Genomic DNA, 23,652 nt, shown 5'->3' on the forward strand with positions numbered 1-23,652 from the left:
GCTCCAGTGGCACCGGTTGCACCAGTCGAGCCGGTAGCGCCGGTGTCACCGGTCGCGCCCGTGGCACCGGTGGCACCCGTGGCACCGGTGGCACCCGTTGCGCCAGTAGCTCCGGTTGCGCCGGTCGCACCTGTGGCTCCAGTGGCACCCGTTGCACCAGTCGAGCCGGTAGCACCGGTGTGGCCGGTCGCACCTGTGGCTCCGGTCGAGCCTGTCGCTCCGGTTGCGCCGGTCGCACCTGTGGCACCCGTTGCACCGGTCGAGCCAGTCGCTCCGGTGTGGCCAGTCGCACCCGTGGCGCCGGTCGAGCCAGTCGCGCCGGTGTGGCCGGTCGCACCTGTGGCTCCGGTCGAGCCGGTCGCTCCGGTGTGGCCGGTCGCACCTGTGGCTCCGGTCGAGCCGGTAGCACCGGTATGGCCAGTTGCACCCGTGGCGCCGGTCGTGCCGGTCGCGCCGGTGTGGCCGGTCGCTCCCGTGGCTCCGGTCGAGCCGGTCGCTCCGGTGTGGCCAGTGGCACCCGTGGCGCCGGTCGAGCCAGTCGCGCCGGTGTGGCCGGTCGCACCTGTGGCTCCGGTCGAGCCGGTCGCTCCGGTGTGGCCGGTCGCACCTGTGGCTCCGGTCGAGCCGGTAGCACCGGTATGGCCAGTTGCACCCGTGGCGCCGGTCGTGCCGGTCGCGCCGGTGTGGCCGGTCGCTCCCGTGGCTCCGGTCGAGCCGGTCGCTCCGGTGTGGCCAGTGGCACCCGTGGCGCCGGTCGAGCCAGTCGCGCCGGTGTGGCCGGTCGCACCCGTGGCTCCGGTCGAGCCGGTCGCTCCGGTGTGGCCAGTCGCACCCGTGGCGCCGGTCGAACCGGTCGCTCCGGTGTGGCCGGTCGCACCTGTGGCTCCAGTGGCACCCGTTGCACCAGTCGAGCCGGTAGCACCGGTATGGCCAGTGGCACCCGTGGCGCCGGTCGAGCCAGTCGCGCCGGTGTGGCCAGTCGCACCTGTGGCTCCGGTCGAGCCGGTCGCTCCGGTATGGCCAGTCGCACCCGTGGCGCCGGTCGAACCGGTCGCCCCGGTGTGGCCAGTGGCACCCGTGGCGCCAGTCGAGCCTGTCGCTCCGGTATGACCAGTCGCACCCGTGGCTCCGGTCGAGCCGGTCGCTCCGGTGTGGCCAGTCGCACCCGTTGCACCAGTCGAGCCAGTCGCGCCGGTATGACCTGTTGCGCCCGTGGCACCAGTCGCGCCTGTTGTGCCAGTAGCGCCCGTGGCACCCGTTGCACCGGTGGCCCCTGTTGCACCTGTATCGCCGGTCGCACCTGTAGAGCCTGTCGCTCCGGTATCGCCAGTGGCGCCGGTGGCCCCTGTTGCACCCGTGGCACCGGTCGCACCCGTGGCGCCGGTTGCGCCAGTCGCACCTGTGGCTCCAGTCGAGCCGGTAGCCCCGGTATCGCCGGTCGCACCTGTAGCTCCAGTGGCACCCGTCGAGCCAGTCGCACCGGTGGCACCCGTTGCACCCGTCGAGCCAGTCGCTCCAGGGTCGCCGGTCGCACCGGTGGCACCTGTTGAGCCAGTCGCTCCGGTTCCGCCGGTCGCACCTGTGGCTCCAGTGGCACCCGTTGCACCAGTCGAGCCGGTGTCACCGGTCGAGCCTGTCGCTCCGGTGTGGCCAGTGGCACCCGTGGCGCCAGTCGAGCCAGTCGCTCCGGTATGGCCGGTCGCACCTGTGGCTCCGGTCGAGCCGGTAGCACCGGTATGGCCAGTGGCACCCGTGGCGCCGGTCGAGCCGGTCGCACCGGTGTGGCCGGTCGCACCCGTGGCTCCCGTTGCGCCAGTGGCACCCGTCGAGCCAGTCGCTCCAGGGTCGCCGGTCGCACCCGTGGCACCGGTGGCACCTGTTGAGCCAGCCGCTCCGGTTGCGCCGGTCGCACCGGTGGCACCCGTTGCACCAGTGGACCCGGTAGCGCCCGTATCGCCGGTTGCGCCTGTGGATCCGGTATCACCGGTTGCACCCGTGGCACCTGTCGCGCCCGTATCGCCAGTCGCACCTGTTGCTCCGGTATCGCCGGTCGCACCTGTGGCACCCGTTGCACCGGTTGCTCCGGTCTCGCCCGTGGCGCCGGTTGCGCCGGTTGCGCCGGTGGCTCCAGTCGAGCCCGTCGCTCCGGTATCGCCAGTGGCGCCGGTGGCCCCTGTTGCACCCGTGGCGCCGGTCGCACCGGTGGCTCCAGTCGAGCCGGTCGCGCCCGTGGCTCCAGTCGAGCCGGTAGCCCCGGTATCGCCGGTCGCACCTGTAGCTCCAGTGGCACCCGTTGAGCCAGTCGCACCCGTGGCACCGGTGGCTCCAGTCGAGCCGGTGTCCCCGGTCGCACCTGTGGCACCAGTGGCGCCGGTGGCACCCGTATCGCCGGTCGCACCGGTGGCTCCAGTTGCACCTGTGGCTCCAGTCGAGCCCGTCGCGCCTGTGGCGCCGGTCGTACCTGTGGCTCCAGTTGAGCCGGTCGCGCCGGTGTGGCCGGTAGCACCCGTGGCGCCAGTCGAGCCGGTCGCGCCGGTGTGGCCGGTAGCACCCGTGGCGCCGGTCGAGCCGGTGGCGCCGGTGTGGCCGGTAGCACCCGTGGCGCCAGTTGAGCCGGTCGCGCCGGTGTGGCCGGTAGCACCTGTGGCGCCCGTTGCACCAGTAGCGCCAGTAGCGCCAGTAGCGCCGGTTGCGCCGGTGGAGCCTGTCGAGCCGGTGGCGCCGGTGGCTCCGGTATCGCCAGTCGCACCCGTCGCGCCGGTAGCGCCCGTATCGCCGGTTGCGCCAGTCGCACCCGTGGCGCCAGTTGCACCTGTCGCGCCGGTAGCGCCGGTATCGCCCGTGGCACCTGTGGCGCCGGTGGCGCCCGTCGCACCTGTCGAGCCGGTGGCACCCGTTGCACCGGTTGCTCCGGTATCGCCAGTCGCACCTGTGGCGCCGGTCGCACCCGTGGCGCCGGTTGCGCCAGTGGCACCGGTTGCGCCTGTAGCTCCGGTATCGCCAGTCGCACCTGTGGCACCCGTCGCACCTGTGGCACCCGTGGCGCCGGTAGCACCCGTCGAGCCGGTGTCGCCGGTCGCGCCCGTGGCACCCGTGGCACCCGTGGCGCCGGTATCGCCTGTGGCACCTGTTGCACCCGTCGAACCAGTGGCTCCCGTATCGCCGGTCGCACCTGTGGCGCCGGTGGCACCGGTCGAGCCCGTGGCACCTGTTGCACCCGTCGAGCCAGTGGCTCCGGTGTCACCGGTCGCACCCGTGGCGCCTGTTGCGCCAGTCGCACCCGTGGCGCCCGTTGCACCGGTCGCACCTGTGGCGCCGGTCGCTCCGGTATCGCCAGTGGCGCCGGTGGCACCCGTCGCGCCGGTATCGCCGGTCGCGCCCGTTGCACCGGTCGAGCCGGTGGCCCCCGTATCGCCAGTCGCACCTGTGGCGCCGGTTGCGCCAGTCGCGCCAGTCGCACCCGTCGAGCCAGTGGCTCCCGTATCGCCGGTCGCACCTGTAGCGCCGGTCGCTCCGGTATCGCCAGTGGCGCCGGTGGCACCCGTCGCGCCGGTATCGCCGGTCGCGCCCGTTGCACCGGTCGAGCCGGTGGCCCCCGTATCGCCAGTCGCACCCGTGGCGCCCGTATCGCCGGTCGCACCTGTGGCGCCTGTGGCACCCGTCGAGCCAGTGGCGCCGGTGGCACCTGTGGCTCCGGTATCGCCAGTCGCGCCCGTGGCTCCAGTGGCACCGGTCGCTCCCGTTGCGCCGGTGGCACCCGTGGCTCCGGTATCGCCAGTCGCGCCCGTGGCTCCCGTATCGCCAGTCGCACCCGTGGCGCCTGTGGCACCCGTGGCGCCGGTGGCACCTGTTGCACCCGTCGAGCCAGTGGCTCCGGTGTCACCGGTCGCCCCCGTGGCACCGGTGGCACCCGTGGCTCCCGTATCGCCGGTCGCACCTGTGGCGCCGGTCGCTCCGGTATCGCCCGTATCGCCAGTCGCACCTGTGGCGCCGGTTGCGCCAGTCGCGCCCGTAGCGCCTGTGGCACCTGTTGCACCCGTCGAGCCAGTGGCTCCGGTGTCACCGGTCGCGCCCGTGGCACCGGTGGCACCCGTGGCTCCCGTATCGCCGGTCGCACCTGTGGCGCCCGTCGCGCCGGTGTCACCGGTTGCGCCCGTGGCGCCGGTGTCACCGGTTGCGCCAGTCGCACCCGTGGCGCCTGTGGCACCCGTCGAGCCAGTGGCTCCGGTGTCACCGGTCGCACCCGTGGCGCCTGTTGCGCCAGTCGCACCCGTGGCTCCCGTATCGCCAGTCGCACCGGTGGCGCCTGTGGCACCCGTGGCGCCGGTGGCGCCTGTGGCACCCGTGGCGCCGGTGGCACCTGTTGCACCCGTCGAGCCAGTGGCACCGGTGGCACCCGTGGCTCCCGTATCGCCGGTCGCACCTGTGGCGCCGGTCGCTCCGGTATCGCCCGTGGCGCCGGTCGCACCGGTCGCACCGGTCGAGCCAGTGGCGCCCGTATCGCCAGTCGCACCTGTGGCGCCGGTGGCACCGGTCGCGCCCGTGGCACCTGTTGCACCCGTCGAACCAGTGGCTCCCGTATCGCCGGTCGCACCTGTGGCGCCGGTCGCACCTGTGGCGCCGGTGGCACCTGTGGCACCAGTCGAGCCCGTCGCGCCGGTATCGCCCGTGGCGCCAGTGGCGCCGGTCGCACCCGTCGTACCGGTCGAGCCAGTGGCTCCGGTGTCACCGGTTGCGCCAGTCGCACCCGTGGCGCCTGTTGCGCCAGTCGCACCCGTGGCTCCCGTATCGCCGGTCGCACCTGTGGCGCCGGTCGCCCCTGTCGCGCCGGTGTCACCGGTGGCTCCAGTCGAGCCCGTAGCACCGGTCGCGCCCGTGGCGCCGGTGGCACCTGTGGCTCCGGTATCGCCAGTCGCGCCCGTGGCTCCAGTGGCACCGGTCGCTCCCGTTGCGCCGGTGGCACCCGTGGCTCCGGTATCGCCAGTCGCTCCCGTTGCGCCGGTGGCACCCGTGGCTCCGGTATCGCCAGTCGCGCCCGTGGCTCCGGTCGAGCCGGTGGCGCCCGTATCGCCAGTCGCACCTGTGGCGCCCGTTGCACCTGTGGCGCCCGTTGCACCTGTGGCACCCGTGGCGCCGGTCGCGCCCGTGGCACCCGTGGCGCCGGTATCGCCAGTAGCGCCTGTGGCTCCGGTCGAGCCGGTGGCGCCCGTATCGCCGGTCGCACCCGTGGCGCCCGTCGCACCTGTGGCACCGGTCGCACCTGTAGAGCCTGTCGCTCCGGTATCGCCCGTGGCGCCAGTGGCGCCGGTCGCACCCGTCGAGCCAGTAGCGCCCGTATCGCCAGTTGCACCCGTAGCGCCGGTGGCACCTGTTGCACCCGTCGAGCCAGTGGCTCCGGTGTCACCGGTCGCACCTGTGGCGCCGGTTGCGCCAGTCGCGCCCGTGGCTCCCGTATCGCCGGTCGCACCTGTGGCGCCGGTCGCTCCGGTATCGCCAGTCGCGCCCGTCGCGCCCGTATCGCCGGTCGCACCCGTCGCTCCCGTTGCGCCGGTGGCTCCAGTATCGCCGGTCGCACCTGTGGCGCCGGTTGCGCCAGTCGCACCGGTTGCTCCGGTGGCTCCAGTCGAGCCCGTGGCACCGGTCGCGCCCGTGGCACCTGTGGCTCCGGTGTCACCGGTTGCGCCAGTCGCGCCCGTGGCTCCCGTATCGCCGGTCGCGCCGGTTGCGCCAGTCGCACCCGTGGCACCTGTTGCACCGGTATCGCCAGTCGCACCCGTGGCGCCGGTCGCACCCGTAGCGCCGGTCGAACCCGTAGCGCCGGTCGAACCCGAGGCGCCGGTCGCACCCGTGGCGCCTGTCGCACCTGTGGCGCCAGTCGCACCCGTGGCGCCGGTCGAACCCGTAGCGCCGGTCGAACCCGTAGCGCCAGTCGAGCCCGTGGCGCCAGTCGCACCCGTGGCGCCGGTCGAACCCGTAGCGCCGGTCGAGCCCGTGGCGCCAGTCGCACCCGTGGCGCCGGTCGCACCTGTGGCACCGGTCGCACCTGTATTGCCGACGTTGCTTGCGTAAGAAACACCCGTCAGCTTGAATACGCCGTTATTGTTTCCAGCAGTATCGCTCGTTAGTATATTAGTTCCTTGGAAACTATTAGTTGTTGAAGTAATTTGGCTTGAGTTATTTGTAATATTCTGTACAATTGCCGTAATCGCATAAGTATCGGTGTTATTAGGTAACGTTACAATTATTGATACGGTTGAGCTACCGGACACTGGAAGCATAAAGCTGGCAACGATGGCATTCGTCGTTGTGTCAGTGATATAGTAAAATGCCGGCCCAGTGCTGCTCGACGAGGCGTCAAGAGTACCAGTCAAAGTGACATCGAAGGCCAATACTCCCTCATAGCTCTCGACTCCACTCGTCGTCAGTGGGGCCATATGCCTGCTTGCGAGCTCCCATCGTCCACCCAGGAAAGCTGCGCCGACCAGGACGCTCGCCGCACCGACGTAAACTCCCGTCACCCCCTCCAGCGCCTCGACAAACGCCTCGCCCGCCCTGCCCTTGCCCGTCTCGCAGCTCCACAGCCTGAGATCGCCGTCGGCGCTCAGCGCCCTGCCGATCGCCGCGAGGTCGTCCGCCGCATCGCCGAGCGTGTCGATCGACCAGGCGCCCGAGGTGAAATGCACCCGTCCCGGCGAGCCGTGCGCGATGACGTGCACCGCGTCGAGGTCGCGCCAGCCCTCCAGCGTCTCCGCAATCTGGCGCGAGGCCGGCCGATGGTCGTCGAGCACCACCGCCCGAACCTGCGGTCGCAGGTTGCCGAGGATGGTCTCGAGATCGGGGGCGTGGCGATCGACGAAGAGGATTTCGGAAATGCGGGCCATGGCGAGTTCTCTCTTGGCGCGAATTCAGCTCATTCAAACAGCGAAAGCCGGCTTGGCCGGCGGGCGAATGCGAAGGTGGCGAGGGGGCGCGCGATCATCTTGCCGGCGGCTCCCGGGTCGGCTTGCCCGGGACCTTCACGGTAAGGTTCGTGGCGGGCTGGAAGGCGCCGGCGGCATCGAAGGTGCCGATCTCCAAGGCGCCGCTGGCATCCGGAACCTTGACCGTCATGGCAACCGGCGTCGCCTGCTTCAGCGCGTTGGGCAGCACGACCTGGCCGACGATCGCCTTCTTGTCGTTGTCGACGATCGTGTAGGTGACAGGGCTGGGGTCGGCGCCGGCCGGCACGGTGCCGACAATGCTGACTTCGACCGCGAGAACTGCCGCATAGATACCCATTCCAACCTCCGTAAGTGGCGGTTGCGCGGCTACGCCGCCCGACCGCATGTCCAATTGCCAATTTCCGCCTAGTGCCTGAGAGCCGACCCGGTCGGTCGCAGCCGCCGCGGGAACCCCAGCGGCACGCGCAAGCGCACCGAGAAAATCCGCGCCCGCGTCGCCGGCGCCGACCTCGCAGCTCCACAGGTTGATGCCGCCATCAGGCCCAAGGGCCCGTCCGATCGCGGCAAGGTCGGCCTCATCGTCTTCGATGGTTCGAGCTGTCCATTCGCCGCCCGAGAAGCTCACGCGGCCGGGCGCGCCGTGTGCGATGACGTGCACGGCATCGAGGCTGCCGCGGCCCTCGAGCGCGGCGACCATCTGCCGAGCCGGCGCTGCAGCGCCGTCGAGCATGATCGCTTCGACCCCGGGTCTCAGGTTGCACAAGATCGTGTCGGGATCCGAAACCGACGGGTCGACAAAAGCGACTTCGAAGATGCTGGCCTTCGCGAAATCCCCGCCGGCGTTTAGGAGGTCGTCGACGCGTTCTTCGCCGGCACCGGACGTACGGGCGACGATTGGAGGCGCGAGCACCGGCACTGTCGAGGCGCATCTCGGCCCGGCGTCCATCGGTCGCCGCCAACGCCGATAAACAGATGCAGCCGAAGGTCTGCCTCCGGCGACCCGCTGCTGACCAATACTGGCACAGTCGCAGGTAACACTGCCCCGCTGCGCACGAGATCTCACCCGATACAACGCACACTCCCACACTCAATGCCGCCGGTCTGCCGGCGACACTTGCGAGGAACTCGGAACGGGAACTGCCTGCCTCTGACGCGAGGCAAGCATAGACGCAGCTATAGGTGGTGTGCGGACGCACACCTCCCCCCCTCATCTGCGAAGGATTCTACCCCCCAGCTCTCTCAACCCAATCCCACATCGTCACGGCTTTCAGGCCGCAACGGCGGTGGACACCATGCATATTAGTAAATTAGAAAATTGTTGCTTTGTAAATTACTGGTAGCCAATTTGTTAACGATTCTACAACCTTTGGTTAAGATCCGAAGCGCCGGCCGCTTACCGCCGCGGCGAAACGGGAGGTTCGACAGGCTTCAACGCGGTGGCGAAAAATGAAGTCGGCACAATGGTTTCGCAGCGCAAGGAGCGGCGTTGTCGTCGAAGTCCGGGCCAGTAGCGACCAGCAGTCTGTTCAAGAACCAATTGGACATATCCGGAGGCGCCGATTGTCCCGAAGTAGACACCCGTGGCACCTCTTCACCGGCTATCGCATCTTTCTTGCAGACTGCTAACCATGATCGCTAAGGTTAATAAAGAATGACGCGGGACGGCTCGGCATGAACCATGAGACTAACAGAGCCGGGATGATTTCGAAGCGCGTTACGCCAGAGCAAGGCTATGCGGGCGCCGCAACTGACAATCTCATCGAGCGACGGATGACGAACGGCAAGCGGCTTTGCCTCAACATGATCGTCAGGAACGAGATGGCGAACCTCGAGCGCTGCCTCGGCGCGGTTGCCGACCATATCGATTGCTGGGTCATCGGCGACACGGGATCCACCGACGGGACGCAGGATTTCATCAGATCGTTCTTCGCAGCCCGCAACCTGCCCGGCGAGCTGCACGAATTCCCCTTCCGCAATTTCGAGCAGGCGCGCAACGAAGCGCTCGACCACGCCTACGCCTCGGCGCTGTCCTACGACTACCTCCTGTTCGACGACGCCGACATGGAGCTCGTCGTCGAGGACGTGGGCTTCCGCGGCAAGCTCGATGGCGCCGGCTACAGGCTGCTACAGCGATCGGGGTCCGGCCTCGCCTATTGGAACACCCGCCTGGTAAGGCGCGATGCCGGCGCGCGCTATCACGGCGTCACTCACGAGTATCTCGATGTTCCGGGAGGCGTGGAGGAGCTGCGCAGCGCCTGGTACAAGGATCACGCCAGCGGATCGAACCGCGTCGACAAGTTCGAGCGCGACGCCAGACTGCTGTCGGAAGCGCTCGAGAAGGATCCCGAGAACCACCGCTACTGGTTCTACCTGGCGCAGTCCTATCGCGATGCGGGACGAACGACGGAGGCCGCCGTCGCCTATGCCAAGCGCGCCGGCATGGGCGGTTGGGACGAGGAGGCCTGGAACGCTCGCCTTCAGCAGGCACGCTGCCAGCGCCAGCTTGGCGACGACGAAGGCTTTATCCGCCATGCGCTCGCCGCCTTCAACCAACGGCCGCAGCGCGCCGAGCCGCTCTACGACCTGGCGCGCTACTATCGCGAAAAGGGCATGAACGACGCCAGCGCGCTGTTTAGCGAAGCGGGGCTGGCGATCGGACGGCCCGAGCAGGACATCCTGTTCATCGAGGACTCGGTCTACACGACCGGCCTGCGGGAAGAATATGCGATCGCCGCGAACTACGCCCACGACCCCATCCGCAAGGATCGCGGCTTCGCGGCCTGCAACTGGCTGGCGCTGAACCGCGAGACCGGCGACGGCCCGAGGGACCTGGCGTGGTCCAACCTCTATTTTTACATGCGGCCGGCGCACGAAATCATGCCGTCCTTCAAGGCACAGCGGATCGATTTTACCGCGCCGGCGGGATATGTGGCGACCAACCCTTCGGTAGCGCGACTCGGCGACGCGATCGTGCTGTTGCAGCGAACCGTCAATTACACGCTGACCGATGGCGGCCAATACGTCACACCAGGTGACATGCCGATCAGCACTCGCAACTTCCTGCTGCGCCTCGACAGCGACCTCGTGAAGATGGGCGCGAGCGAAGTGCTGCCACCAGCCGATCTGCCCTCGCCCGCCTACGACCAGGTGCTTGGCTTCGAAGACATGCGGCTGTTCGCCTGGCGCGACGAGCTTTGGGGGCTATCCTGCGTGCGACAGCTGACGCCGGAAGGATGGTGCGAGCAGGTACTGGCAAGAATCGAAGACACTGAGCTCGGATCGCATATCCTCGCCGATTGGCGCGTCGTCCGCCCGGCCGGTCAACGGCAGCATGAAAAGAACTGGATGCCGCTGGTCGAGCGCACTTCCGACGGCAGTGACCGGCTCCGCTTCATCTATCTTTGCGACCCCACGAAGATACTCGACGAGAACGGCCGGACGGTATCGGAGCAGGAGCCAATGGTTGCGGCGCCGCAGTTCAGCGGCAGCTCGCAGGCAATTTTGTTCGACGGCGGCTGGCTGGCGCTGGTGCACGAGGCGCGCGCCAGGCCAAACGAGGGCAGGCGTTACTACCAGCACCGCTTCGTCTGGTTCGATGCCGCGTACCGGCTGACCAAGGTTTCGCGGCCCTTCTACTTCAACGCCAAAGGTGTGGAGTTTGCCGCCGGGCTCGCCTGGCATCCCGACACCAAGCGGCTCATGATCTCCTACGGGGCAGGCGACAGCGAGTCGTGGATTGCGACGGTGCAGGCCGAGGAGGTCGCTGCGTTCCTCGACGACGTTGCGGACCTGGCTTCGGACCGGGCGGTTGCCGGTACCGGCATCAAGCCGACGCTACCTCTCACTTTGCCGGGCGTGGGAGACGCCGAGCGGACCGGCAGCAGCGGCGGCCGCCCCAACAGCGCCGGCGCACGCAGCGAGCCGAGGTCTCTCGCGTTCCGTTCGGGCCAGACAACAGAGGAATTCTTTCGCAAATTCGCGCCATTCCTGGAAGCGGTCGACTCGCCGGCGGAACGGCGCCGGCATTCACGTGAGTTCGATCGGCGCATCGTGCCGTTCGTCAGCGACGGCGCGGCTCTGCCGCAGATCCACTGCTTCTATGAGGTGCTTTCCGACAAGGCCGAGCACCGCACTCTGATCGCCGCCACCACCTCGATGAGGGCCGCCGGCCACCCGGTGCGCGTATGGAGCTATTCACCGAACAGATTAGAATTTCTGCTGTGGCACGGAATCGAAGTCAGCGCCGCCGACGACGTCATGCCGCGGGCCACGTTCGAGCGCATCGTCGCCGGGTCCGAGATCAGGTATTTCAGCGACATCTTTCGCTACGCCGTGCTCTACGAGCATGGCGGGCTATGGATGGATTCCGACATCGTCATGCTGCGGCCGTTTCCCTTCAATGGCGATCATTTCTTCAATCTGCAATGGCGTGGATCGCACAAGGGTCACTTCATTTGTGGCAATGTTATCCATGCCAAGCCCTACAGCCGGCACCTCAGGGCGCTTTATGAGATGTCCATCGAGCGCTTCCACGCGGCAAGGGGCAAGGAATTCGGTGACATCGGGCCAAAGCTGCTCTCCGATTACATCGCCTCGGATGCCGGATCCGCGTTGCACGACCAGGTATTCAGCCCGATGTTCTTCAACTCGATCGACTGGACGGAGATAGACAGGTTTGAAAAACCGATCGCGGAACTGGCTGACTATCTGAACGATGAGCGCGTTTTCGGCGTCCACCTTTGGACGGCGCGCAACGAAGCGAGGCCTGCCGAAAAGAACACCCCGTTCATCGCGCAGCTTGTCAGCCCATTGGAGGGCTTTCCTACTTTCACGAGCCTCGCCGACAAGTTCAACACCGATAAGAACCGGCATACCGGCAACCGTCATGCTTACGCCAGGATCTACGATCGCCTGCTGTCGAGCCGCCGGCTTTCCTTGCGAAGGCTTATGGAGATCGGGCCGTGTCGCGTGCAGGCAGACGGCCAGAACGAGACGCCCACAGTTTCGCTGTGGCAGAGCTATTTTCCCTTCGGTCAGGTGATCGGCGTCGACCTGACGGATTTTTCGCGACTCAATAACGAGAGGTTCAAATCCTTCGTCTGCGACCAGTCCAGAGTGGAGGATCTTCAACGGGTGGCCGCGCAACTCGAACCTGCCTCGTTCGACGCGATCATCGACGACGGCAGCCACGCGTCCTTCGACGAACAGCTTACACTGCGCGAGTTCTTTCCGCTGCTTGCCGATGGCGGATGGTATTTCATCGAGGACCTCGACTGGCAGCCTGCTGGTGAAAACCCCGCCAAGATAACGCTGACCAAGACATTGTTGCGCGAAATCAAGGAATACGGATTGGCGCGGTCAATCGATCCGCTCGGTATCAGCACCCTTGCCGGGCAATTTGCCGAGGTTTTGTTCTTCGATAGCCACTACGAGCTCGACCGGGCAAAATTGCTCGGCGGGCTCGTGGCCATTCGCAAGCGCGGCAGGTCGGGCTGGTCAGCATAGGAACTTCGCAGGGGCGGGGGAGGCGTCGTGAAGGTCGCGGTCTATACCATCGCATTGAACGAAGTCGCCAACGCGGAACGCTGGGCCAATTCCGCCGCCGATGCCGATTATCGGATAGTGGCCGACACCGGCAGCACCGACGGCACAGTGGAGAGGCTCGCCGCGGCGGGCGTCTCAGTGCACAGTATAGCGGTTCGTCCGTGGCGCTTCGACACCGCTCGTAATGCCGCCATGGCGTTGATCCCACCCGATGTCGATGTCTGCTGCACGATGGACATGGATCGATTCCTCGAACCAGGCTGGCGAGCGAAACTGGAGGCTGCATGGACCGGTGAGACTACCGCGCTATTTTGCCGAGTATCTTATCGATCGAGCCCCGATGACCCCGTCGAGCTGCGCGGCTGGCCGGCGAAGAATTTTCATCACCGCTGGGGATACCGATTCAAGCGGCCCGTTCACGAAGCGCTGGTGTTTACGGGGGAAAGGGAGGTCGCTGCGAACTGCAGCGACATCATGATGTATGAGGTGCAGGATTTGTCCAAGCCGACGCGCAGCAACTACCTGCCGCTGATGGAAGTGGCGCACAAGGAAGATCCCGACGACGCGCAGATCTGTTTCTGGCTCGGACGGGACCTGATGTGGGCCAGCCAGCAAGAGCGGGCCGTCGAACTGCTGGAGCGCTACCTAGCCTTGCCGACAAGCAGATGGGGCGAAGAACGATCCGAGGCCATGCGCTACATCGCGCGCATGCGCCCCGAGCAAGGGTCAGCTTGGCTGGACAAAGCCCGGATGGAAGCGCCGCATCGCCGCGAGATCTGGCTTGACCTCGCCGAGGAATTCCACGGCAAGGCCGACTGGCTCAATCTTTTTTGGGCTTGCAGTAACGGCATCGAGAAGACCCACCGCACAGGAAGCTACTTGGATGACGCGAACTGCTGGGGTTTTCGACTATATGATCTCGGGGCTATCGCGTCTTGGCACCTGAATGCCATGGACCGGGCGGTAGAGTGGGGACAAAAAGCGCTCGCGCTCGATCCAGACAGCCAGCGCCTCAAAAGCAATCTGGATTTCTTCGTTCGGCGACGGGAGGAGGTTCGGCTGCAAGGATGAGCGAGACTTCTGATTCCTCGCGCGCAAGGCTCTTCACGGCATTCGGCACGGTGCTCTTCGTCGACCCGTCCACCGGTGAACTGCGCCACGGCGCCGTCGAAAGCAGCCCGGCGAACGCGTATTTCGAGTCCGGCATGAGTTCGGTCGGCAGCTACAGGCGGGGGCAACTCGTCTTCGTTGCCGGCGATCTACGCGAGCCGATAGATTGTTACCGCGACCGTTGCCTGACGGCCTCGCAGTCGCAGCGTCACCATCAATCGGATGGTGTGGATACATTCGAACTGATCCCTCTCGAGCGCGGCTTGCTTGCGCTGAGATCCGGCGGCCATTTTCTATCGGCCATACCGGACGGACGGATGATGCACCGCGCCTCGGTTTGCAGCACATGGGAATTGTTCATCGCCTCCGAGAACTGGTGCACCGACAGTCCCGGGTCCGCGCCGAACGGAACTTGGCGCCGCGACAGAGTTGGCTTTAACCAAGGTCACGTTGAAGGCTACATCGTCCACCCCTTGATCCGAATGAAGTCAAACCGGCAACCACAGGCCAAAAAGATTTTGATCTACGGTTACACCAGATGGTCGCATGGCCGGGTCTACTACGACCTGTGCCGGCATCTACATGATCGTGGCTACCTGGTTGACATTCTCGATTGGCAGCAGGATCACGCTGAATACGCTCGAGAACTTATTCTAGGTTACGACTTTGTCATGTCGGCCCTCGATGGGATATCCACACTGGTGGACATTTATAGTGTCCCCTTTGAAAAAATCATCGCCATCTCGCATTCCGAATTCGACATACGGATGCTGATCGAGCAGAAGGGCGTCCAAGTCTTCGAAAAATTCGCCAACTATGGCGTCGTTAGTGAGTCTCTCTACTCGGCTTCAGCGATGCGCGGCATTTCGAGGTTGCCGAGAGTAGTATCACTCGGCGTCGACTACGAGAGCTTCTTCTCAGATTTGCCGACCAGCCTGACAAAGGTCGGCTACGCCACTTCGATGTCGGCGCTAACATATGACGTTGAATGGAAGCGCGGACATTTGGCCGAAGCCGCCGCGCGAGATGCGGGCCTGGCATTCAAAGTTGCAGGCTCGACAGGCAATCAGATTTCGTTCCACGACATGCCTGATTTCTATCGAAGCGTTGACGCTGTCCTGACGTCCTCCCTTAACGAGTCCGGTCCGTTGTCAGTGCTTGAAGGAGCGGCCGCGGGAAGGTTGGTGATAGGAACACCCGTAGGCCATTTTCCCCTAAAGGCCTACCAAGGCGGCGGCATCATAGCGCCGATCGAAGCCGAGAAGTTCATGGCTTTCACCGCGGCCACCCTGCGGTACTACAAAGAAAATCCGTCTGCATTTGTGGACAAGTGCAAATCCACCCAAGAGGCCGCGCGCAAGTTCGCTTGGGCGCACGTCCTCGATGACTGGATCGACCTGTTCGAGGTGTCGACAGGCACCAACTCCCAACCACACCGCTCAAGCCGAGGCGTGAAAAGCGAATCCGAAATAACGAAAGCCGTTATATGCGACATAAATTGGTTGTCGTCCTATCTGGCAAATGAGCACTACTACCTGATCCGCATTCTAAGCGAGCGTTATGGCTTCGAGATCATTGACTCCATGGCGATCGACCTTTCCGACGAATCAACAATCGCAAGGCTGAACGCCTTCTCGGTTCTCCTAATTGCGTATCAGGGACGACTTCATATCCCGATGCATAAGATATCAGCAATAAAAATATTAAAGATTGACGATCTTGTCAGTTATGATTCAAATTATGATGAACTCTTGAATAAACTTGTTTCAGGGTCTGACTTCATAATAAGCCCATATGCTTATGTTTTTTCTGAGCATTTCGAACATAATGCTGTCACCTGGATTCCCTACTCTTCTGGACTTGAAGGTTTCAGGAATTACGATCATGTGACGTTCAACAATGACCCAATAGGAAAGATCCTCGTTTCCGGAAGTATCGCCGCCGATAGACCGTTGAGAGCCTACGCCAGCAGCTTAGCTGACAACAGAATAGAGATTCTCAATCACCCCGGATATCATAACAAATACGACGAAAATAGTCCAGAAACCGTAGGAATTAAATACTATGAAACTCTTTCAAAATATTTATGCTGCTTTTGTGATGGCCATCATTACAGATACGTCCATCTAAAGAATTTTGAAATTGCCTCAGTCGGCTCCCTCTTGCTGGCAGACAAAATAATCGAGAAGGAACTCAAAGAGCTCGGGTTCATAGACGGCGAAACATGCGTTCTGTGTGACAAACCCAGCTTTCTGGATCGGGTCTCATGGATCCTTGACCCAAATAATCGTCCGGAGGTGGACAGAATCAGGCGCGCCGGCATGGATCTGGTCAGGACAAGGCACATGACAAAACATCGTGCGGAACAGATTGACAGGTTGGTCGATTCAATAATTTCTGATCCGTCAGTCAGGGAATCGAAGGGACCTCCAGAACTTCGTCAGCCAGGGTCGGCTTCCGCTTAGTTTTCGAAAGCGGCCCAATCTTATCCCCTCGCCCCTGCCATAAACCTGTCTTGACCCAATCTCACGCCTAACGAGCAAGCGACGTGAGTTCACCGAGTCCTAGAGCGTTTCACCGTTTCATGAAAACGGCGAACCGCTCTATCTCTTTGTTTCTACGCTATTCCGGACGGAAAACCGCTCACACTTTTCCTGGAATTGCTCTAGGCAGGTCAATCCTCCTTAGGGACCAAGAGGAAATTATCATCCATCAGCAGGCGGTGGCGAATGATATAGTTATTATTTCTGCACCATGACTCAAGGTTCGACTGCCCGCTTTTCCATACTTCGATGAGAATCGAAGGTCTGCATACGGAGATTGTCTGCCGCAAACCTTCTAACACATCAAACTCCGAACCTTCTACGTCAATCTTTATAAAACCAATTGACCTTTCACGAATAATTTCGTCCCCGGTGACACAATCGACGGTACCAAATTCGTCGGGAATCAGCTGCGCTCCACCGATATTACCGCTTGACGGATACGATACTCTCATCTTCCCGGGCCGCGAGGCGAGGGCGACACCTAGATGATCTGTGTTTACGTTCCTGCATTCGTTGAGGAGGATATTTATTTTTAGAATACTAAAAGCATCAGGATTTGGCTCTATGGCAATTATTTCTTTAATGTCACAAAATTTTGATAAGAATATGCAATGATTGCCAATGTTGGCGCCTACATCTAGAAATATATTGTCATTGCGAATTTCATTCTTAATTATATTTAATGCATCTCTGTCATAGAAATCCCCACGCAGCAAACACGATTGAATATAGTCTGACCTATTTGATATGAAGAAACGTATTATGCGACCATCGATCCTGTGCGAAACTACCGTTCCTGTTATTTCGGAAGCATCGTTCCTGAAATGAAATAATTCCCAACTCTTGCATTCGGTTCTGGACAGGGTGATTCGCCCATCCGGCTCGGCGCACAGGAAAAGACCGTTCATTTTAAGACCAAATTCGGTATCAGTAGTCCCTACTATGGTAAATTGACCTCCAACGGCGCTGTTCAGCTCAATCAAATTACTTCCAGAATTAAAGCGGGAATGATCAGGCAAGGAGAGAGCATCATATCGAGCGCCTCCCTCAAGACAGAAGAACTGGCCTCTATCTCCTTCTTTTATGAAGACAGCATTCTGTGGATTATTTTCCATCTTTCCATGCTGGAGTTGACCTGAATACTTTTCGACGAACACCATCGTGCCGTGACTAGTGAAAACGCTGGACGAGCCAGTTGGATTTGGCATCGCTCCCATAACATCGGCCTCCATGACTCCCTGAAATCGCGAGCGTAAGGTAGCTGATATAGCCAGTTTTGCAAAAGTCTGGGGTAACTGGCGGTGTCGGACCCTTAGCCAACGACCGGCCCACTTAGCGGCTTAGCAGGCTATGGAAAACTCTTTCATCAAAGGTCTGTCCATGCTTCGATTCCACATGAATGATCGGAGGATCAGATGCGCGGCACAGATGACGCAAACCGGTTGGTTGCAGCGGACCGGCCGAAGCAGGCCGCCACAATGGCCCTCAGGACAACTGACTTTTGCATCGGGAGAGAGCCCAACGGCTCTGGTTTTCCGCAACTTGTTAGAAGTGAACTGGAATGAAACGGCGCGACTTCGTTGTGTTGGTGACTGGTTTGGGAGCTTCACACAGGACCCTTTCCGCGTCCTTATGTTGGTTTGGTTCGGATAAGATCCTTTCAGCGTTACAGGTACGCGCCTCCTTGGTTTCTTCTCATATCACGCTCCTCTCCGCTCCCATCGAACTCGCGGGCGACTGGGGCCGTATGCTTCCGCGCTCGGTAGATCTGGTCCTCGAGCGCATGCGGCACGCGTGTCTGGATGGTGTCCGCCTCGTCTCCGACCGTCAGCCGGCGCGGCTTCGCGTTGACGAGCACACTTCGGGGCAGCCCGCGATTTGGCTGCACCCGGACAGCAGCGACATGGCGTGGATCATCGTCGATATCGGCGAGCGGGACTGGTCGAAGCTCGCCTACCAGTTCGGTCATGAGCTAGGCCATGTGACAGCCAACAGTTGGCAGGCGGACGCCAAGCCGGCGCCTCCTTGCCAGTGGCTCGAGGAGGCGGTGGTGGAGGCCTTCTCGTTGCGTGGTCTGGGACTTTTGGCAAAGAGCTGGAAAGCTGACCCACCCTTTGCCGGAGACAACGCTTTCGGCGATGCCATTGCCGACTACCGCGAGAACATCATCACGCGCTATCGCGCGCTCGCCGACAGCCAAGGGCTCACCCGCGATGCCGCAACTTGGTTCGCCGACCACCGAAACGAAATCGAAATCCCGGGGCTCAATCCGTTCGCACAAGCGATGTCTGTGACCATCCTTGCCCAATACGAGCAGGCGCCGGAGAGCGTCGAGGCGCTTGGCGCGCTAAACCGCTGGCCAGGGCGCGCGGCTGTTCCAGCCAGCCAATATTTCCAGCGCTGGAAAGAGAGTTGCGCCGAGTTGCAGGCCTCGCCACAGCTTCCAAGCCACTTGAGCGACCTGCTGCGAATTTCGGCCTATTAAAGCAATTCCAGGAAAAATGTGGGCGGTCTTCCATCCGAAATTGCGTAAAACAAAGAGACAGGGCGGTTCGCCGTTTCCGTGAGACGGCGAACCGCTCCAGGGCATGATAATCGTCCTTGAGCAAACCAACGGGTCGACATGTTGGGCACAGACGACTTCGCTGCAGCTCAGTCTTAAACTTCCGCCGTTTTCCCCCTACTCCCACTCGATCGTGCCCGGCGGCTTCGACGTCACGTCGTAGACCACCCGGTTGATGCCCTTCACCTCGTTGATGATGCGGGTGGCGGCGGCGGCGAGGAAGTTCATGTCGTAGTGGTAGAAGTCAGCCGTCATGCCGTCGACGGAGGTCACGGCGCGCAGGGCGCAGACGAACTCGTAGGTGCGGCCGTCGCCCATGACGCCGACGGTCTGCACCGGCAACAGCACGGCGAAGGCCTGCCAGATGGCGTCGTAGAGGCCGGCCTTGCGGATCTCGTCGAGATAGATGGCGTCCGCCTCGCGCAGGATCTCGAGCTTCTCGCGGGTGATGCCGCCCGGGCAGCGGATGGCGAGGCCGGGGCCGGGGAACGGATGGCGGCCGATGAAGCTCTCGGGCAGGCCGAGCTCCTTGCCCAGCGCCCTCACCTCGTCCTTGAACAATTCGCGCAGCGGCTCGACCAGCTTCATGTTCATGCGCTCGGGCAAGCCGCCGACATTGTGGTGCGACTTGATCGTCACCGACGGGCCGCCGGAGAAGGAGACGCTCTCGATGACGTCGGGATAGAGCGTGCCCTGCGCCAGGAAATCTGCACCGCCGAGTTTCTTCGCCTCTTCTTCGAAGACCTCGATGAACAGGCGGCCGATCGTCTTGCGCTTCTTTTCCGGATCGCTCTCGCCTTCCAGCGCCGAGATGAACTTGTCGGAAGCATCGACCAGGATCAGCGGCAAATTATAATGCTGGCGGAACATGTCCACCACGCCTTGCGCCTCGTTCTTGCGCATCAGGCCATGGTCGACGAGGATGCAGGTCAGCTGATCGCCGACCGCTTCGTGGATTAGCAACGCCGCGACGGAAGAATCGACGCCGCCCGACAGGGCGCAGATGACCTTGCCCTTGCCGACCTGTTGGCGGATCGTCTCGACCGCATGCTCGCGATAGGCGCGCATCGTCCAGTCGCCCTCGATGCCGGCGATGTTGTGGACGAAATTCCTGAGCAGCCTCGCGCCGTCCGGCGTGTGCACCACTTCCGGGTGGAACATGATGCCGTACATCCTGCGCTCGATATTGCCGAAGATGGCGAAGGGCGAGCTTTCCGACTTGCCGAGCACCTTGAAGCCCGGTGGCAGCTCGATGACGCGGTCGCCGTGGCTCATCCACACCTGGTGGCGCTGGCCGGGCGCCCACAGGCCGTCGAACAGCGGGCTTTCCTTCTCGATCTCGACGAAGGCGCGGCCGAACTCGCGGTGGTTGGAGCTTTCGGCGACGCCGCCCATCTGCACGCACATCGCCATCTGGCCATAGCAGATGCCGAGCACCGGCACGCCGGCGTCGAAGACGATCTGCGGGGCGCGCGGGCTGCCGATGTCGCCGGTCGAGGCCGGGCCGCCGGACAGGATCACGGCTTTCGGGTTGATGCGCTTGAAGGCAGCTTCGGCCGATTGGAACGGCACGATCTCGGAAAAGACGCCGGCCTCGCGGATGCGGCGGGCGATTAGCTGCGTGAACTGGCTGCCGAAATCGACAATCAGGACGGTGTCGGGATGATTGGCTGTCGTCGTCATGGCGAGCCTTTAGAGAAAGAACCGATTCGGCGCAATGGGTTGCGCGCTGCGGCTTTCCGTCTCCTTCTCGGCCTTATGCCAGATGGACCGCGCCGGATGCGATCGCCTGCTCGAGCAAGCCGATGGCAGCCGCGAGCTTCTCGTCGATGACATGCAGATATTCGGTCCAGTCGCCGACATGCTTGAGATCGGCCGCGCCGTCGGAAATGCCGCGCAGCCCGATCAGCGGCACGCCGAACAACTGGCAGGCGCGCAGGCAGGCGAAGGTTTCCATGTCGACCATATCGGCGTCGATCGCGTCATAGGCGATGCCGGAGACGATGGCGCCGCCGGTCGACAGCGTCGCAGTCCTGATGCCGGGGATGACGAAGGGCAGCGGCACCGACACCGGCAGGTCGAGGAAGGGCGTTGCGCCCTTCTCGAAGCCGAGCGGCGAAGCATCCATGTCGCGGTAGCTCACCGACACCGCCTGATAAATTTCCGCCTGCTCGAGCCTGCGGCTGCCGGCGGACCCCAGCGAGACGATGAGGTCCGGCAGCGCATCCTTGGCCTTGAGCGCTGCAAGTTCCGCGCCCAGCCGCACCGCGGCCTCGACCGGGCCGACGCCGGTCATCATCGGCGTGAAGAGCTTTTTCAGATGCGGGCCGTATTCGGCCTCGACCGCCATGACGAAGAGAACGGACTTGCCTGCGATCTTGACAGCGCTGGCCATGGATCAGCCTTCTATGCCGTCGCGGCCGACGACTGTCATCATCGTGCCTGTCATGGTGGCGATCAGCTTCGCCTCGCCGTCGGCGGCGAAAGCGTAGGCCTGGCCGTCGGCGACGATGATGGTGCGGCCGGGTTTGGTCACCGAACCGCGGAACAGGAAGCGCTCGCCCTTGCCCGGCGCCAGGAGATTGACCTTGAACTCGATGGTCAGAACGCTGGAATTCTGCGGCATCAGGGAGAAGGCGGCGTAGCCGCAGGCCGAGTCCAATGCGGTCGAGATGACGCCGGCATGCAGGAAGCCGTGCTGCTGGGTGAGTGCCGCCGAATAAGGCATCTCGATTTCGATGATGCCGGGCGTCACCAGGGTCAGTTCGGCGCCGATGGTCGCCATCGCCTCTTGCCGGGCAAAGGAGGCCCTGACGCGTTCCTCGAAATCGGGAGCGGGTACGATCTTGGCTGCTGCCATGGCCTGTCGCCTTCTCGTTTTGCTGGCGAAGCTTATTGCAGAGCCGGGAGCGACGCGCAATCTCAATTGCTGCACTGCAGCAAGGGCATCAATTCAGCCAGAGCAACGAGGCATTGAGCAAAGTGGCGAACGCGACCCAGGCGCCGTAGGGGACGAACAGCCAGGCGGAAACCCTGTCGCCGCTCCAAGTGCGGGCAATGAACATCAGGATGCTGGCCAACAGCAACAGGATGACGACCAGCGCAAGCCCCATCATCTTGGCGCCGAAGAATGTCGGCGACCAAAGGAAATTGAGGACCAGTTGGGCCGCCCAGAGCCTCATCGCCGCGCCGCCTGGTGGCTGCCGCCAGGTCCGCCAGCCGGCAATCGCAATCAGAATGTAAAGTACGGACCAGGTCGGGCCGAAGACCCAGTTCGGCGGATTGAAAGGCGGCTTGACCAGCGACGCATACCATTCGCCGGGCAAGGTAGCATAGCCGATCAGCAGACCGCCGCCGAGAACCAGCAGCACAAAGACGACAAGCGACAGGTATTTCTGCAAGCGCGCCCCATCCGGTTGACCCGGTACAAAACTGGAGCAGCGCGGTTGCCCGTCAAGAAGCGGTTCAACCGGCCCGGCGCAAGGCGTGGAAATAGAAGCCGTCGGTGCCGCTGAGCGCCGGCGACAGCGAGATGCCGCCGGCGTCCGCCACACGCGCGGCCTGCTCGTGACCGGGGAAGCGCCCGTTCCAGAGCGCTCGATGGTCGACCGGGGAAAAGCCCTTGTGACGTTCGCGGAAGGCGGCGACCTGCTCGCCATTCTCGGCGTCGAACACCGAACAGGTGATGTAGACCAGCAGGCCGCCGGGTTTGACGAAGGCTTGCGCGGTATCGAGGATCGCCTGCTGCTCGGCCCTGCGGGCATCGAGCTGCCGCTCGGTCAGCCGCCATTTGGCATCGGGCCGGCGCCGCCAGGTGCCGCTGCCGGTGCAGGGCGCGTCGATCAGCACGATGTCCATATGGCTGTTGAGCGGCGCCAGCTCGACCGGCTTGCTGACGATCTGGATGTTGCGGTTGTGCGAGCGGCGGATGCGCTCGAAGATCGGCGCCAGCCGCACCTTTTCGGCATCGTGGGCAAAGAGCTGGCCGCGATTGTCCATCTCGGCCGACAGCGCCAGCGTCTTGCCGCCGGCGCCGGCGCAATAGTCGAGCACCTGCATGCCGGGTTCGGCGCCGGCAAGGGCGGCGGCAAGCTGCGAGCCCTCGTCCTGCACCTCGAACCAGCCTTTCTGGAAGGCCGGTTCGGCCTGCACGTTGGGGTGCCGGCCGTCGCCGTCGATGGGCGGAATGCGGATGCCATACGCCGCGATCGCCGCCGGCGCGGCGCCGGTGCCCTGCAGTTCGGCCAGCACCTTGACGCGATCGGCCTGCAGCGTGTTGACCCTGAGATCGAGCGGCGGGCGCATCGCCAGCGCCGCCCCCTCCCCGACCCATGCTTCGCCATACGCCTGTTCAAGCAGCGGTGCGCACCAGTCCGGGACATCGGCCCGCACGGCGTCCGGCGCATCGGCCGGACGGCGCTCGGCAACCGCCTTCAATTCGCCGGCGCTGAGCAGCGGCGGCGCGAATTTGTCGCCATCCAGCGCATCGTTGAGCGAGCGTGCCGTCTGCCCCCACTCGAGCAGCAGCGCGCCGAAGCCGGTGGCGCGCGGCGTGTCCTCGCCGAACAGCCAGCCGGCCGAGCGTTTGCGACGCAGCGCGTCATAGACGATGTTGCCGATCGCCGCGCGGTCGCCGCCGCCGGCAAAGCGATGCGACAGGCCCCAGTCGCGCAAGGCGTCGGCCACCGGCCGGTGACGCCGGCCAATGTCTTCCAGAACCTCGATGGCCGCCGCCAGCCTTCCGCCCAATCGCATTTTGTCTTCCGTCGTTTCGCATATCGTTCCGGCCGCTCTTAAAGCGTTTCCGGCCAGGATTGAAACAGTTCTGTTCCGGCGCTCATACGTTGCCCATGCCGAGCGGTCGAGATGGCCGACACCGAAAACCTTGGCCGGCAATATCAAAAACCCGATCCGCAAGAAGGTTAGAGCTTTTCCTGCAATACATGAT

13 protein-coding genes and 1 pseudogene are annotated in these 23,652 nt (G+C 63.5%); 6 read left to right on the top strand and 8 right to left on the bottom strand.

Translation table 11 applies throughout. From position 1 onward, the window contains the following. Positions 1-1,110, top strand: a 1,110-nt coding sequence (locus tag FJ988_RS31040) for a hypothetical protein (protein WP_210242783.1), incomplete at its 5' end; no start/stop codon positions are given. Positions 1,111-5,739: 4,629 nt separating this feature from the next. Continuing rightward, positions 5,740-6,069, top strand: a complete 330-nt coding sequence (locus FJ988_RS31250) for a hypothetical protein (RefSeq protein ID WP_246688640.1) — start codon at positions 5,740-5,742, stop codon at positions 6,067-6,069. A 335-nt stretch (positions 6,070-6,404) separates the two neighbouring features. Here the strand turns inward: FJ988_RS31250 and FJ988_RS31255 are convergent. Then, a pseudogene (locus FJ988_RS31255) lies at positions 6,405-6,881 on the bottom strand (DUF4347 domain-containing protein); the annotation flags it as partial. Positions 6,882-6,975: 94 nt separating this feature from the next. Further along, the gene (locus tag FJ988_RS21840; protein WP_140820421.1) at positions 6,976-7,887 is read right to left on the bottom strand and encodes a DUF4347 domain-containing protein; all 912 of its coding nucleotides are present in this window, start codon (positions 7,885-7,887) and stop codon (positions 6,976-6,978) included. A gap of 854 nt (positions 7,888-8,741) precedes the next feature. Between FJ988_RS21840 and FJ988_RS21845 the strand changes: the two genes are divergently transcribed. Genes FJ988_RS21845 through FJ988_RS21855 form a run of 3 tightly spaced genes read left to right on the top strand, consistent with a single transcriptional unit; the run spans position 8,742 to position 16,060 of the window. Further along, on the top strand, positions 8,742-12,446 hold the full coding sequence (locus FJ988_RS21845; protein ID WP_407067848.1) for a glycosyltransferase: 3,705 nt from the start codon (positions 8,742-8,744) through the stop codon (positions 12,444-12,446). A gap of 27 nt (positions 12,447-12,473) precedes the next feature. Further along, on the top strand, positions 12,474-13,556 hold the full coding sequence (locus FJ988_RS21850; protein ID WP_140820423.1) for a glycosyl transferase family 2: 1,083 nt from the start codon (positions 12,474-12,476) through the stop codon (positions 13,554-13,556). After that, positions 13,553-16,060, top strand: coding sequence for a glycosyltransferase (locus tag FJ988_RS21855; RefSeq protein ID WP_140820424.1), 2,508 nt, complete (start codon positions 13,553-13,555; stop codon positions 16,058-16,060). Before FJ988_RS21850 ends, FJ988_RS21855 begins: the two co-directional genes overlap by 4 nt. Before the next feature lie 209 nt (positions 16,061-16,269). Here the strand turns inward: FJ988_RS21855 and FJ988_RS21860 are convergent, their stop codons facing one another. Then, on the bottom strand, positions 16,270-17,373 hold the full coding sequence (locus FJ988_RS21860) for an FkbM family methyltransferase (protein WP_140820425.1): 1,104 nt from the start codon (positions 17,371-17,373) through the stop codon (positions 16,270-16,272). Positions 17,374-17,702: 329 nt separating this feature from the next. Here FJ988_RS21860 and FJ988_RS21865 point away from each other — a divergent pair, with 329 nt between their 5' ends. Next, positions 17,703-18,626 (top strand): hypothetical protein, encoded by a 924-nt coding sequence (locus FJ988_RS21865; RefSeq protein WP_246688634.1) that lies wholly within the window; start codon positions 17,703-17,705, stop codon positions 18,624-18,626. Between the two features lie 195 nt (positions 18,627-18,821). Here the strand turns inward: FJ988_RS21865 and guaA are convergent, their stop codons facing one another. From guaA to FJ988_RS21890, 5 genes are all read right to left on the bottom strand, one after another. Further along, on the bottom strand, positions 18,822-20,387 hold the full coding sequence (gene guaA / locus FJ988_RS21870) for a glutamine-hydrolyzing GMP synthase (RefSeq protein ID WP_140820426.1): 1,566 nt from the start codon (positions 20,385-20,387) through the stop codon (positions 18,822-18,824). A gap of 73 nt (positions 20,388-20,460) precedes the next feature. Beyond that, complete coding sequence (locus FJ988_RS21875) at positions 20,461-21,099, bottom strand: 5'-methylthioadenosine/S-adenosylhomocysteine nucleosidase (RefSeq protein ID WP_140820427.1); 639 nt, start codon at positions 21,097-21,099, stop codon at positions 20,461-20,463. Between the two features lie 3 nt (positions 21,100-21,102). Further along, positions 21,103-21,564 (bottom strand): PaaI family thioesterase, encoded by a 462-nt coding sequence (locus tag FJ988_RS21880; protein WP_140820428.1) that lies wholly within the window; start codon positions 21,562-21,564, stop codon positions 21,103-21,105. Positions 21,565-21,652: 88 nt separating this feature from the next. Next, a complete protein-coding gene (locus FJ988_RS21885; RefSeq protein ID WP_140820429.1) occupies positions 21,653-22,105 on the bottom strand; it encodes a TspO/MBR family protein in 453 nt (150 codons plus the stop codon). Positions 22,106-22,169: 64 nt separating this feature from the next. After that, the gene (locus tag FJ988_RS21890) at positions 22,170-23,459 is read right to left on the bottom strand and encodes an RsmB/NOP family class I SAM-dependent RNA methyltransferase (RefSeq protein WP_140820430.1); all 1,290 of its coding nucleotides are present in this window, start codon (positions 23,457-23,459) and stop codon (positions 22,170-22,172) included. Between the last annotated feature and the right edge of the window lie 193 nt (positions 23,460-23,652).

It is taken from the genome of Mesorhizobium sp. CU3, assembly GCF_006442965.1.
Lineage (GTDB): Bacteria > Pseudomonadota > Alphaproteobacteria > Rhizobiales > Rhizobiaceae > Mesorhizobium.

Coding starts and splice junctions, on each gene's coding strand:
- FJ988_RS21840 (WP_140820421.1), bottom strand. CDS start 7,887: ATGGACGCCGGGCCGAGATGCGCCTCGACAGTGCCGGTGCTCGCGCCT.
- FJ988_RS21845 (WP_407067848.1), top strand. CDS start 8,742: ATGATCGTCAGGAACGAGATGGCGAACCTCGAGCGCTGCCTCGGCGCG.
- FJ988_RS21855 (WP_140820424.1), top strand. CDS start 13,553: ATGAGCGAGACTTCTGATTCCTCGCGCGCAAGGCTCTTCACGGCATTC.
- FJ988_RS21860 (WP_140820425.1), bottom strand. CDS start 17,373: ATGGAGGCCGATGTTATGGGAGCGATGCCAAATCCAACTGGCTCGTCC.
- FJ988_RS21865 (WP_246688634.1), top strand. CDS start 17,703: ATGAAACGGCGCGACTTCGTTGTGTTGGTGACTGGTTTGGGAGCTTCA.
- guaA (WP_140820426.1), bottom strand. CDS start 20,387: ATGACGACGACAGCCAATCATCCCGACACCGTCCTGATTGTCGATTTC.
- FJ988_RS21875 (WP_140820427.1), bottom strand. CDS start 21,099: ATGGCCAGCGCTGTCAAGATCGCAGGCAAGTCCGTTCTCTTCGTCATG.
- FJ988_RS21880 (WP_140820428.1), bottom strand. CDS start 21,564: ATGGCAGCAGCCAAGATCGTACCCGCTCCCGATTTCGAGGAACGCGTC.
- FJ988_RS21890 (WP_140820430.1), bottom strand. CDS start 23,459: ATGCGATTGGGCGGAAGGCTGGCGGCGGCCATCGAGGTTCTGGAAGAC.